The 13,136-nt window shown below is 72.5% G+C and carries 10 protein-coding genes; 5 read left to right on the top strand and 5 right to left on the bottom strand.

The annotated features are described in order from the left end of the window. Positions 1–305 precede the first annotated feature (305 nt). The 5 genes from ACFYUY_RS36870 to ACFYUY_RS36850 all read left to right on the top strand — a co-directional run bounded on the left by ACFYUY_RS36870 (position 306) and on the right by ACFYUY_RS36850 (position 5,813). Complete coding sequence (locus ACFYUY_RS36870) at positions 306–1,037, top strand: response regulator transcription factor (RefSeq protein ID WP_360214999.1); 732 nt, start codon at positions 306–308, stop codon at positions 1,035–1,037. Between the two features lie 125 nt (positions 1,038–1,162). Continuing rightward, positions 1,163–2,224 (top strand): LacI family DNA-binding transcriptional regulator, encoded by a 1,062-nt coding sequence (locus ACFYUY_RS36865; RefSeq protein WP_360214996.1) that lies wholly within the window; start codon positions 1,163–1,165, stop codon positions 2,222–2,224. 125 nt (positions 2,225–2,349) lie between these two features. After that, complete coding sequence (locus ACFYUY_RS36860; RefSeq protein ID WP_387907436.1) at positions 2,350–3,477, top strand: S1C family serine protease; 1,128 nt, start codon at positions 2,350–2,352, stop codon at positions 3,475–3,477. A gap of 63 nt (positions 3,478–3,540) precedes the next feature. Beyond that, entirely contained in the window at positions 3,541–4,311 is a 771-nt protein-coding gene (locus tag ACFYUY_RS36855) for a response regulator transcription factor (RefSeq protein ID WP_360214990.1), read from the top strand. After that, complete coding sequence (locus ACFYUY_RS36850; RefSeq protein ID WP_360214987.1) at positions 4,308–5,813, top strand: HAMP domain-containing sensor histidine kinase; 1,506 nt, start codon at positions 4,308–4,310, stop codon at positions 5,811–5,813. The genes ACFYUY_RS36855 and ACFYUY_RS36850 overlap by 4 nt, the downstream gene beginning before the upstream one ends. 63 nt (positions 5,814–5,876) lie before the next feature. Here the strand turns inward: ACFYUY_RS36850 and ACFYUY_RS36845 are convergent, their stop codons facing one another. The 5 genes from ACFYUY_RS36845 to ACFYUY_RS36825 all read right to left on the bottom strand — a co-directional run bounded on the left by ACFYUY_RS36845 (position 5,877) and on the right by ACFYUY_RS36825 (position 13,114). Then, on the bottom strand, positions 5,877–7,670 hold the full coding sequence (locus ACFYUY_RS36845) for a bifunctional metallophosphatase/5'-nucleotidase (protein WP_360214984.1): 1,794 nt from the start codon (positions 7,668–7,670) through the stop codon (positions 5,877–5,879). A gap of 244 nt (positions 7,671–7,914) precedes the next feature. Continuing rightward, positions 7,915–9,264 carry an ATP-binding protein gene (locus tag ACFYUY_RS36840; RefSeq protein WP_387907432.1) on the bottom strand — a complete coding sequence of 450 codons (1,350 nt, stop codon included), beginning with the start codon at positions 9,262–9,264 and terminating at the stop codon, positions 7,915–7,917. Between the two features lie 158 nt (positions 9,265–9,422). Next, on the bottom strand, positions 9,423–10,997 hold the full coding sequence (locus tag ACFYUY_RS36835; RefSeq protein WP_360214978.1) for an SCO6880 family protein: 1,575 nt from the start codon (positions 10,995–10,997) through the stop codon (positions 9,423–9,425). A gap of 7 nt (positions 10,998–11,004) precedes the next feature. Beyond that, positions 11,005–12,309 (bottom strand): hypothetical protein, encoded by a 1,305-nt coding sequence (locus ACFYUY_RS36830; RefSeq protein WP_387907430.1) that lies wholly within the window; start codon positions 12,307–12,309, stop codon positions 11,005–11,007. Continuing rightward, a complete protein-coding gene (locus tag ACFYUY_RS36825; protein ID WP_387907428.1) occupies positions 12,299–13,114 on the bottom strand; it encodes a hypothetical protein in 816 nt (271 codons plus the stop codon). The genes ACFYUY_RS36830 and ACFYUY_RS36825 overlap by 11 nt, the downstream gene beginning before the upstream one ends. Positions 13,115–13,136 lie beyond the last annotated feature (22 nt).

Genomic DNA, 13,136 nt, shown 5'->3' with positions numbered 1-13,136 from the left:
CATCGCGGGACCGCCCCCGCCTCACCCGGCACAACGACGTGCCCGGGCCGGCCGGGGCGTCGCCACCCGGCACCCGGGCCGCCGCCCGGAGCCGGACCAGACCGGAGGGTTCGCGGGATGAGCAGGGCAGAAACGGTGCGCCAGGGGTTGCGGGACCCCCGGCCCGCGCGCCACGTCCTGCGCTCCGGCCGATCCCCCGGTGCGTCCCCGGCGCCCGACCTCCCCCTCACTTCAGCACGTGCGCCATCCGGCTGTGGCGGCAGCCGCAACGCGACCGCGACGACCCGGAAAGGGGACTACCGGGTATGAGTTCTCTCCTCCTCCTCACCAACGCACTGCAGCCCTCCGCGGAGGTGCTGCCGGCCCTCGGCCTGCTGCTGCACAACGTCCGGGTGGCGCCCGCCGAGGGGTCCGCCCTCGTGGACACCCCCAGCGCGGACGTCATCCTGGTCGACGGCAGGCGCGACCTGCCGCAGATCCGCAGCCTCTGCCAGCTGCTGCGTTCGACCGGCATCGGCTGCCCGCTGATCCTGGTGCTCACCGAGGGCGGCCTGGCCGCCGTCACCGCCGAGTGGGGCGTCGACGACGTCCTGCTGGACACCGCCGGACCGGCCGAGGTCGAGGCCCGGCTGCGACTGGCCCTCGGCCGGCTCCAGGTCACCACCGACGACAGCCCGATGGAGATCCGCAACGGCGACCTCTCGGTCGACGAGGCCACCTACTCCGCCAAGCTCAAGGGCCGGGCGCTCGACCTCACCTTCAAGGAGTTCGAGCTGCTCAAGTACCTCGCCCAGCACCCGGGCCGGGTCTTCACCCGGGCGCAGCTGCTGCAGGAGGTCTGGGGCTACGACTACTTCGGCGGCACCCGGACGGTGGACGTGCACGTCCGGCGGCTGCGCGCCAAGCTCGGCGTCGAGCACGAGCAGCTGATCGGCACCGTGCGCAACGTCGGCTACCGCTTCGTCGTCCCGGAGAAGCCCGAGAAGGGAGAGCGCCCGGAGCTCGCCCAGCGCCCCGCGGCGCAGCTGGAGTCCTGACCGGCCGGCCGGGCGGGCCGCCCCCGCCCGGCTTGTCCGGTTCGCCCCCCGGGCACCCGCCGTCCACCCGCAGGCAGCCCCAGGTCCCACTGCCGACGCGGACGCCACCCGCGTAGACTCCCCCCGTGGCCAAAGTGACGCGCGACGATGTAGCCCGGCTGGCTGGTACCTCGACCGCGGTCGTCAGCTACGTCATCAACAACGGGCCGCGCCCGGTCGCGCCCGCGACCCGGGAGAAGGTCCTCGCGGCGATCGAGCAGCTCGGCTACCGGCCGAACAGCGTCGCCCAGGCGATGGCCTCCCGCCGGACCAACCTCATCGGCATGGTCGTCCCGGACGCCCGCCAGCCCTTCTTCGCCGAGATGGCGCACGCCGTGGAACGGGCCGCCTCCGAACGCGGCAAGCTCGTCCTGATCGGCAACTCCGACTACGTGGACGACCGCGAGGTGCACTACGTCCGCGCCTTCCTCGGGATGCGCGTCTCCGGCCTGATCCTGGTCAGCCAGGGCCCCTCGCAGCGCGCCGCCGAGGAGTTCGCCGCGATGGAGGGCGCCAAGGTGGTGCTGCTGCACCGCCGGCCCGAGGCCATCGACGACGTCGCCGTGGTCACCGACGACGTGGGCGGCGCCGAGGCCGTCGTCCGCCACCTGCTGGAGGAGCACGGGCACCCGTACGTGGCCTGCTTCGGCGGCCCGGTGGAGTCCCCCGCCCCCGGCGACCCGGTCATCGACCACGTCGAGGGCTGGCAGCGCGCCATGGACGCGCACGGCCTGCCCACCGAACCCCACCTGATCGACGCGCCGTTCCACCGCTACGGCGCCTACGAGGTCGCGCTCGGCGTGCTGCGCTCCCCGGACCGGCCGCGGGCGATCTTCTGCTCCACCGACGACCAGGCGATCGGCGTGCTGCGGGCCGCCCGCGAGGTCGGCCTCAAGGTCCCCGAGGACCTCGCGGTGGCCGGCTTCGACGACGTGCCCGAGGCCGCGCTCGCCGACCCGCCGCTCACCACCGTCGCCTCCGACCGGGACGCGATGGCCCGGGCCGCCGTCGACCTGGTGCTCGACGACTCGCTGATGGTGCCCGGCTCGGACACCGAGCGGGTCCGCAAGTTCCCGTCCCGCCTGGTGATCCGCCGGTCCTGCGGCTGCAACGGCGCCGCACCGGCCGCGGCCGCCGAAGCGGAGTAGCGGGCTCCGCTCCACCGGCCGCCGGACACCACCTGACCAGGCTTTATGAGAACCCAACGGGCTTCTCGGGCCCTTCTGATCCGGTTCTCATCCGATCCTCATGCACCGGGCGGAGCTTGGTCGGCATGAGCGAACAGCAGCGGCACCACAGCGAGCAGTACGGCCCGTACGAGCCCCGCGTGGTCGAGGGCACCGTCCTCGGCAGCAGCACCGACGCGACCGCCTACGGTTACCGCGAGGACCACTCCACGAGCGGCTTCGACACCCCCACGCCGCCCCCGCCGATGCCCCCCGAGCCGCCCACCGCGGGCCGGCCGGGCGAGCCCGGCGACCACGGCGGGCACGGCCGCCGGGCGCGCCGCGGCCTGCTCCGCGGTCGGGTCGTCCTGGTCACCGCCGTCGCCGCGGTCGCGGCCGTCCTCGGCGGTGTCACCGGCGGGGTCGTCGCCGCCGACCAGCACACCTCCGGCGCCCGCACCGGCACCGTCGTCAGCCCCGTCGCGGCCCGCTCCGACGGCAGCGCCGACGTCCCGGCCATCGCCGCCGCCGTCTCGCCCAGCGTCGTCCAGATCACCGTCAAGGGCGCCGGCGGCACCGCCACCGGCACCGGCGTCGTCCTCGACGGCAGCGGCCGGATCCTCACCAACTACCACGTCATCGACACCGCCGCCGACGGCGGACCGATCACCGTGACCTTCAAGGACGGCTCCACCGCCCAGGCCACCGTCACCGGCACCGACAAGTCCCTCGACGTCGCCGTGATCACCGCCACCGGCGCCAAGAACCTGACCCCCGCCACCCTCGGCGACTCCTCCGCCGTGGCCGTCGGCGACCCGGTCGTCGCCATCGGCAACCCCGACGGCCTCACCGGCACCGTCACCTCCGGCATCATCAGCGCCGAGAACCGCGACGTCACCGTCCAGCTCGACGAGGGCAGCACCAGCAGCAACGGCGGCTTCGGCTTCCCCTCCCTGCCCGGCCTGCGCGGCAGCCTCCCGCAGCAGAACAGCGGCAGCACCACCACCTACAAGGCCTTCCAGACCGACGCCGCCCTCAACCCCGGCAACTCCGGCGGCCCGCTGATCAACGCCAACGGCCAGGTCATCGCCATCAACTCGGCCATGTACGCCCCCAGCGGCACCAGTTCGACCGCAGGCGGCGGCACCGCCGGCAGCGTCGGCCTCGGCTTCTCCATCCCCATCAACGACATCAAGCAGGTCCTGCCGAAGCTCGAAGCCGGCCAGAACCTGTAGGACCCTGTACGACGGACCACCGCTCCAGCAGGCCCTCCACCCGACGAGAAAGGGCAGCCGCCCATGACCCCGTCCGCCGACGACCGCACCCCCGCCGAGGCCGGCCACCCCTCCGCCCGGCTCCTCGTGGTCGACGACGAACCCGCCCTCCGGGACGCCCTGGAGAGCAGCCTCGCCTTCGAGGGCTACGAGGTCGCCACCGCCACCGACGGCTACGAGGCGCTGGAGTCCGTCGAACGGGACAAGCCCGACCTGGTCCTGCTGGACATCATGATGCCGCGCATGGACGGCCTCACCGCCGTCCGCCGGATGCGCTCCCGCGGCGACACCGTCCCGGTCCTGATGCTCACCGCCCGCGACGCCGTCGGGGACCGCGTCACCGGCCTGGACGTCGGCGCCGACGACTACCTCGCCAAGCCCTTCGAGCTCGACGAACTGCTCGCCCGCGTCCGCGCCCTGCTCCGCCGCAACGCCCTCGCCACCGAGGCCGCCGCCCGCGCCGCCGCCGAGGACGAGAGCGAGGTGCTGGCCTTCGCCGACCTGCGGATGAACACCGCCACCCGCGAGGTCACCCGGGCCGGCCGGCCGGTCGAACTCACCCGCACCGAGTTCATGCTGCTGGAGATGTTCCTCTCCCACCCCCGCCAGGTCCTCACCCGCGAACAGATCCTCAAGGCGGTCTGGGGCTTCGACTTCGAGCCCTCCTCCAACTCCCTGGACGTCTACGTGATGTACCTGCGCCGCAAGACCGAGCAGGGCGGCATGCCGCGCCTCATCCAGACCGTACGAGGCGTCGGCTACGCCCTGCGCCCGGCCGCCGGCGCCACGGCGTGAGCACCGTTCCTCCCCCTCCGCTGGTCCCGCCGCGCTCCTCCCGGCACCGGCGCCTCGCCCTCTGGCTGCGCTCCCGCTCACTGCGCAGCCGCCTCATCTTCCTCAGCGCCGCGGCGGTGGCCGTCGCCATCGCGCTGTCGGCGCTGGCGTGCTGGTTCATCGTGGAGAAGCAGCTCTACGGGCTGGTCCGCAGCGACCTCCAGAACATCCGGATCCAACTGCCCCCGATCAGCAGCAACGACTGCGCCTCCACCCCGCAGACGGCCCTGCGGAACGTCCAGAGCAACGGCCGGCAGCCCCCGGTCGGCGCCCCCGTCCCGCGGGACACCCAGTACGTCCTGCTGAGCCCGACCAGCACGCCGCTGGTGTGCCTGCCGATGAGCGCGAGCAGGGCGATCATGGTCGAGTCGAGCGACAGCAACGCCCTGCACCTGAAGCCCGGACAGTCGATCATCCGCGACGGCCACTACACCAACGGCACCCCGGCCATGGTCCGGATCAGCGCCGCCGGTTCCGAGGTCAGCGGGTACCCGACCGCGCTGGTCATGGTCGCCACCTCCACCCAGCCCGTCGAGGACTCGCTCCAGAAGCTCGCCTTCATCCTCGGCGGGGTGGCGCTCGGCGGCATCGCGCTCGCCGCCATCGCCGGCCGGCTGGTCGCCCGCTCCGCCCTCAAGCCGGTCGACCAGCTCACCGACGCCGTCGAGCACATCGCCCGCACCGAGGAGGTCGGCACCACCATCCCGGTGCACGGGGACGACGAGATCGCCCGCCTGTCGACCTCCTTCAACTCCATGAGCACCGCCCTCGCCAACTCCCGCGAGCGGCAGACCCGGCTGATCGCGGACGCCGGCCACGAGCTCCGGACGCCGCTGACCTCGCTGCGCACCAACGTGGACCTGCTGATCCGCAGCAACGACACCGGCCGCCCGCTGCCCCCGGCGACCAAGACCAAGCTGCTGGGCAACATGAAGGCGCAGATGCAGGAGCTCACCGTGCTGATCGGCGACCTGCTGCAGCTGTCCCGCCCGGACTCCCCCAAACCGGTCCACAACCCGACGGTGGTCGCCCTGCACGAGATCGCGGGCCGGGCCGTCGAACGGGCGAAGCTGCGCGGGCCGGGGCTGGTCTTCGAGACGGCCACCGACCCCTGGTTCGTGCACGGCGACGCCGCCGCCCTGGAACGGGCGGTGATCAACCTGCTGGACAACGCCGTCAAGTACAGCCCGCCGGGCGGCACCATCGAGGTCCGGCTCCGGCAGGGCGTGCTGACCGTCCGGGACCACGGTCCGGGCATCCCCCCGGACGAACTGCAGTACGTGTTCGACCGGTTCTGGCGCTCGCCGTCCTCCCGGCAGCTGCCCGGTTCCGGCCTGGGGCTGTCGATCGTGGCGCAGAGCGTGCGGGAGGCCGGCGGCGAGGTGTCGCTCGGCGCGGCCGGGGACGGCGGTCCCGGCGCCCTGGCGACCGTCCGGCTGCCGGGCGGGCCGGCCCCCGAGTAGGCGGGAAAGCAGGACGGGCGGGGCGCCCCGACAGCGCCCCGCCCGTCCTGTGCCGGCTCACGGTCAGTCGATGTCGCTACCCGGGCCGATGACCTTGATCCGGTCCTGCGCCGGGGCCTTCAGCGGCGAGGCCGCCGAGCTGTGGGCACCCAGGTAGGCGGTGAAGACGTCCAGGTCGGAGGCGCCGACGAGCTTGTCGGTGCCGGCCGCGAAGGCCGGGAAGCCGTCGCCGCCGCCGGCCAGGAACTCGTTGGCCGCGACGCGGTACTTGGCGGCCGGGTCGATCGGGGCGCCGTTCAGCCGGATCGTGTCGACGAGGACCCGGTCGGCACCGGTCTTGCGCATGTCCAGGGTGTACTTCAGGCCCGCGGACCCCTGCAGGATCTTCGGCGCGGCCAGGTTGGCACCGCTGACCTGCTGCTGGAGCAGCTGCACGAGCTGGGCCCCGGTCAGCGTCTTGACCTGCATCATGTTGGTGAACGGCTGGACGGTGAACGCCTCGCCGTAGGTCACCACCCCGTCGCCCTCGGCGCCGGTGGCCTTGTAGACCAGGTCGGAGCGGATGCCGCCGGGGTTCATGAAGGCGAGCTGCGCCCCGCCCTTGTCGGCGGCGGCGAGGCCCTCCTGCTGCGCGTCGGCGATCAGGTCACCGAGCGGCTTCTCCAGGTCGCTGTTGCCGCGGCCGTTGATGTCCGAGCCGATGTAACCGATCGGACGGTTGGCGATCGGGGCGGCGAGCTTGGAGTAGTGGTCGATCAGCGCCGTCATGTCGGGCGCCTTCTCGACGGTGCGGCGCACCACGTGGTTCTCGGCCTTGACCGAGGGGCGCACGATCTCGCCGGTGGTCTTGTCGAGCTTGAGGTCGATCTCGGTGTACAGGCGGCCGAAGGAGGCGGCGCTGGTGACCGAGCGCGGCACGCCGTTGGGGTCGGGGATGGTGCAGGCGTACGCGTTGTGCGTGTGGCCGGTGACGATGGCGCCGATCGACGGGTCGAGCTTCTTGGATATGTCGACGATCGGGCCGGAGATGCCCTGGCCGGCCGGGCCGCAGTCGTAGTTGTAGACGCTGCTCGCCGGGTAGCCGCCCTCGTGGATCAGCGCGACGATCGAGTTGACGCCCTTCGCCTTGAGCTCGGCGGCGTACTTGTTGATCGTGGTGACCTCGTTGGCGAACTTCAGGCCCTTGACGCCCTCGGCGGTCACGATGTTCGGCGTGCCCTCCAGGGTGACGCCGATGAAGCCGACCTTCACGCCCTGGGACTTGGTCACCCAGTACGGGGCCAGCAGCGGCTTGCCGGTCTTCTCGTCGGTGACGTTGGCCGACAGGTAGTTGAAGTTGGCGCCCTTGAAGGTGCGGCCCGGCTCGTAGCAGCCGTCGGTCGGGTGGCAGCCGCCCTCCTGCATCCGCAGGAGCTCCGCCGCGCCCTCGTCGAACTCGTGGTTGCCCACCGAGGTGACGTCCAGGCCGAGCTTGTCCATCGCCTCGATGGTCGGCTCGTCGTGGAAGAGCGCCGAGGTCAGCGGGCTGGCGCCGACGATGTCGCCGGCCGCGACGGTGATCGAGTCGTCGGCCGGGATCCGGGCCTGGCGCAGCGCCGTGGCCAGGTACTCGATGCCGCCGGCCGGGGTCGCGACCTCCTTGCCGGTGGCCGGGTCGATCTCCTTGATCGTGCCGGACGAGCCGGCCGGGGGCTCCAGGTTGCCGTGGAAGTCGTTGATCGCCAGCAGCTGGAGGTTGACGGTCTTGTGACGCTTGGCGTCGGCGGCCTGAGCGGCCGTCGGCACGGCCACCGTGCCGAACAGACCAGCGGCGGCGACGACGGCGAGCGCCGCACGGCGGGATCTGACGGTGAGCATGAGAGGGTCCCCTGCACCTTGGAGGAGGAGCGCCGGTTGTGGACTGGACCGGGCGTTCGGGCGATGTGTTGCGCCTGTGAAGCCTAGGGTCAACGCGCGTAGCTGTCAGGACGTTGAACGTAACGAGAGGATTACCTCCTGACGAACCGTCGCCGTCCGGGCGACGCCGGCGCCCGGGAACCGGCCTCCGCGCCCGCCCCCGCGGGCCGCCCGGGCCGGCCGCCGGCCACCCCCGCGAAGCGGCTCAGACCCCCGGCTCGGCCGCCAACTGCCGCTCCGCGCGGTCCCGTTCGGCCACCGCGTCCTCGGTCATCGCGCGGTCGGTGTAGACCAGCGGCCGCTCGGCCTCGGTGATGATGTGCTTGACCACCTGCACGTTGCCGTTGACGTCCCAGACCGCGATGCCCGGCGAAAGTGTGGGGATGATCTCCACCGCCCAGCGCGGCAGACCGAGCACCCGGCCGGTCGCCCGCGCCTCCTCGGCCTTCTGCATATAGATCGTCCGGGTGGAGGCCATCTTCAGGATCGCCGACGCCTCCTTGGCCGCCGCGCCGTCCACCACGTCCGAGAGGTGGTGCACCACCGCGACGAAGGAGAGGCCGAGCCGGCGCCCGAACTTCAGCAGCCGCTGGAACAGCTGGGCCACGAACGGGCTGTTGATGATGTGCCAGGCCTCCTCGACCAGGAAGATGCGCTTCTTCCGGTCCGGCCGGATCCAGGTGTGCTCCAGCCACACGCCGACGATCGCCATCAGGATCGGCATCGCGATGGAGTTGCGGTCGATGTGCGAGAGGTCGAAGACGATCAGCGGCGCGTCCAGGTCGATGCCCTCGGTGGTCGGGCCGTCGAACATGCCGCGCAGGTCGCCGTCGACCAGCCGGTCGAGCACCAGCGCCACGTCCAGGCCCCAGGACTGCACCTCGTCCACCGCCACGCCGAGCGATTCCACCGAGGACAGTTCGGGGCTGCGCAGGGTGTCGATGATGTCGTCGAGCACCGGCTGGCGGTCCGTCACCGAGGCCACCACGTGGGCGTGCGCGGCCTTCAGGGCGAACCCGGCCCGCTCCTCCAGACCCCGCCCCATCGCCACCTCGACGATGGTGCGCAGCAGCGACAGCTGGCCGGTCTGGGTGATCGCCGGGTCCAGCGGGTTGAGCTTCACGCCGCCGTCCCGGGCGGCCATCGGGTCCAGCCGGATCGACTTTATGCCCAGCGCGTTGGCGATCAGGTTCCACTCGCCGACGCCGTCCTCGCCCTGCGCGTCCAGCACCACGACCTGCCGGTCGCGGAACCGCAGCTGCCGCAGCACGTACGTCTTCTCCAGCGCCGACTTGCCGTTCCCGGACTCGCCGAGCACCAGCCAGTGCGGGGCCGGCAGCTGCTGACCGTACAGCTGGAAGGGGTCGTAGACGTAGCCCTTGCCGCTGTACACCTCGCGCCCGATGATCACCCCCGAGTCGCCCAGACCCGGTGCGGCGGTGGGCAGGTAGACCGCCTGCGCCTGCCCGGTGGAGGTGCGCACCGGCAGCCGGGTGGTCTCCACCTTGCCGAACATCAGGCTGGTGAACGCCTCGGTGAGGTTGCCGAGCGCCATGGGCGGCCTCCTGGTCTGGTCGGCGGGCGGTGGTGGTGGTCGGACGCCGCCGGGGCGGGTCGGTGGGGCGGCTGGACGGGTTGGCCGGTGTGGCGGTGGGCCGGTGTGGCGGTGGGCGATCGGACTGCGGGCGGTGCGGCGGCGGGGTCGCCGAACGGTCAGCGGCGGATGCCGGTGGCGAACGGCAGGGTGTTGACGAACGCCCGGTGGTGCTCCCGGTCGCACCACTCCAGCTTGAGGTAGCTCTTCCCGGCCGAGGCCCGGATCGTCCGCTTGTCCCGGGCCAGCGCGTCCGGATTGCGCGAGGACACCGTGATGTAGCCGACCAGGTTCACGCCGGCCGCGCCGGAGGCCAGGTCGTCACCGCGCTGGTCCACCCGCCCGGTGTGCGCCAGGTCGCGCGGGTCGACCGTGCGGTTCATCTTGGCCGCGCGGCTCGCCTCCGCCTCGTCGTTGGTCTTCTCGGTCAGCATCCGCTCGATCGCGACGTCCGTCGGTTCCAGGTCCATCGTCACCGCGACCGTCCGGATCACGTCCGGGGTGTGCACCAGCAGCGGCGCCAGGAAGTTGACCCCCACCGGGGTCAGCGGCCACTCCTTGACCCACGCCGTGGCGTGGCACCACGGCTCCCGGGTCGCCGACTCACGGGTCTTCGCCTGCAGGAACTGCGGGTGGGTCGCGTCCAGCTCGGCCGGCCAGGCGTTGCGCCGGGACATCGCCTGGATGTGGTCGATCGGGTGGTCCGGGTCGTACATCGAGTGCAGCAGCGAGGACAGCCGGGCCTGGCCCAGCGGCTGGCGCACCCGGATGTCCGCCTCCGCCAGCCGGGCGCAGATGTCGGTCAGCTCGCGCGCCATCACGGCCGCCAGCCCCTCGTCGTCCCGGGCCCGCCGGCCGGTGGCCGTCCGGCCCATCGCGTGCGCCTCCGCGGCCAGGTCGCGGGTGTAGTGCATGCAGGCCACCAGGTACGCCCGGTGCTGCTCCGAGGAGGTCGACACCATCGACTGCAACTGGTCGTACGAGTCCTGCAGCCAGCGCGGCGCGTCGTGGTCACCGCGCCGCTCCACGTCCTTGGCGTGCGCGTCCGGATCCGCCGGCAGCGTCCGGGCCAGGATCTGCAGCCGGGTCACGAAGCCGTCCCCGTTGGCGACGTGCTTCAGCAGCGTCCCGAACCGGTCGACCAGCGCCTCCTGGTCCTCCGAGTCGCGCAGCCCGACGCCCGGGCCCTCGATCTCGATCGCGGCCGTCACCGTCCGCCGCTCCAGGTGCATCAGCACCCCGACCTCGTCCGGCCCGAACGGCGCGGTCAGCCAGCGCAGCCGCCCCACCCCCGGCGGCGGACCGACCTCCACCTCCCGGCCGTCCATCCGGGTGCCGGCGTCCATCACGTCCGAGCGCCACAGCGCCCGCCCGCTGCGGACCGTCCGGCGGTAGGTGCGGTTGATCTCCACCCACTTGTAGAACGTCCGCTTGCGGTACGGCACGTACACCGCCGCGATCGCCAGCGCGGGCAGACCCACCAGACCGCCGATCCGCAGCGGCAGGACCGGCATCAGCAGGCCCCAGAGCATGCCGAGGAAGGCCCCGAAGATGATCAGCACGATCTCGCCGGACTCCCGGTTCCGGCCGATCGGTGCGTTCGGGCGGGCCTTGCCGATCAGGTAGGTGCGGCGCTGGTGCACGTACGGCTGGGCGTACTGGGCCCCGTACTGGCCGAGCGGTTCGCTGCTCACTTAACCGTCACCCTCCCTTCGCTGGATTGCTGTCGCGGATCGGAACCGGGGCCTGCGGAGGCCCCGCCTGCGGCGGCGGGGCGGGCGTCCGGCCGGCGTGCGCCGCGATGCCCGGCGCCACCGAGCCGCCGCCCGCTCCCCCACCGCCCCCGCCGACCGCCTGCGGACCGCGGTCGCCGTGGGTGGTGATGCCCTGCTTCATCAGGTTCGCGGTGCCGTTGATCATCGCCGAACCCGCCGACACCGCGCTCGCCCGGGCGTGCCGCATGTTCATGATCTCGTCGCCGAAGCCGGGCACGAAGCGGTACACCGCGGCGCTCGCGAAGATCGACAGGAAGAGGATCGCCAGCCCCGACAGCACCCGCGCGAAGTCGTCGGTGGCCCCGGCCCCGGTCGCCACCGCACCCGCCAGGCCCAGGATGACCACGATGATCGGCTTCGCCAGGTCCACCGCCACCATCACCCCCGCCCACCGGCGCACGTGCTTCCAGAGCTGCTTGTCCACCAGGCCCGCGTACACCGCCGTACCCAGCAACGCGCCCACGTACAGCATCGCCGCCCGGATCAACAGCTCGATCCAGAGCACCGCCGCCGCCAGCACCGCCACCAGCGACACGATCACCAGGATCAGCGGACCGCCGCCCACGTCCCCCTTCTCCAGGGTGTCCGCGAACCCGCCCAGGTACGTCCCGGTGTCCGACTTCGTCCCCACCGCGATCGCCTTGGTCAGCCCGTCCGTCACGCTCACCACGGTGTAGAGGATCAACGGCGTGAACGCCGACGCCACCACGGTCAGCCACAGGAAGCCGATCGCCTCCGAGAACGCCGTCGCCAACGGCGCCCCCCGCACCGCCCGCTTCGTCACCGCCAGCAGCCACAGCACCAGGGTGACCACCGTCGACACGGCGAACACCACCGCGTACTGCTGCAGGAACGACGCGTTGGTGAAGTCCACCTGCGTCGTCCCGTCGATCGCACCCGACAGCTTCCGCACCACCCACGCCGCCGCCTGGGCACACCCCTTGGCCAACGACCCCAGCGGATCCGTCACATTGCCGACGGTCCCGCTCCCGGGGAGCGAGCCGATTCCCGGCTTGTCCACACAGAGAATGCCGTTGCCGGAGATCGGCAGGTCCGGGCAGTTGGCACTCGGACTTCCCGTTGGCGTGGCGGACGGTGTCGCCGTTGGTGAAGGCTCCGCGAACACGCGCTGGGCCGCCAGGAGCGCCGCCACCTGCAAGGTGGCCAGTGCGCCCGCCAGCACCCCCGCGCGGCGTGCGGTGGTGCGGTGCGAGGTCTGGTCAACGGGCATAGCGGAACCCCCCGAACTGCTGGACGGCGCCGGTGATCTCCTCGGCGGTTGCGGCCTGCTGGTCTCCGGGCATCGGCGCCGGACCCTGCTTGCTGGTGAAGTCGGTGAGCTTCCAGTCGCTGCCCGTCCAGTGGAGCGACAGCGTGAGCGTGAACCAGTTCGTCGTCACCGGCTGGACGGAGTGTTCGCCCGCGAGGCCGGTGAGGCCGGTGCACCAGACCTCGACCTTGGCGTCGCCGTCGTTGTAGCCGGTGGACTTCGTGCCGACCGGGACGGTGCGGCTGACGAAGGTGAGGCCCTTGGGGGCGCGTCCCTGGGCGTCGAGTCCGTAGCGGGCGGCGGTGTCGCCGCCGAACCCCTGGTCCAGGCGGGTCTGCAGGGCCGGGGCCGCGCCGGGGTCGGCGATGGTGGCGATGATGGTGTGCCGGCTGTCGGTGCGGAACATGTCCGCGGAGCCCACGGCGACCGCGTAGTTGGCGGCGGCGGACTGCGCGCCCGCGTCGGTGTGCGGGTAGCCGGAGCCGATGCCGTTGGTGGTGGTGCCGACGGGCTGGTCACCGCTGGGGGCGGGGCCGGCGCCGGCGGGCGCGGTGGGGGCGGCGCGGTCGGCGGAGGGGCCCGTGGTGCGGGGGTCGGGCTTGTCGCGGTTGGCGATGGAGATGGCCACGACGAGGAGGGTGACCACGGCGAGGACGGTCATCAGGGTGCGGATCGGGCGCGCCTGACGCTGGCTCGGCTGGGAGGAGGGCTGTTCGCCGACCGGCAGCCGCGTACGGGTGTGCGGCTGGTCGTCGGACAACGGCACGGCGGCCCTCCTGGTGCGGGGA

The sequence above is a fragment of the Kitasatospora sp. NPDC004745 genome, assembly GCF_042873275.1.
Taxonomy (GTDB): Bacteria; Actinomycetota; Actinomycetes; order Streptomycetales; family Streptomycetaceae; genus Kitasatospora.
The sequence above is the reverse complement of the archived record's forward strand: the minus strand, read 5'-3'. Positions and strand labels throughout refer to the sequence as shown.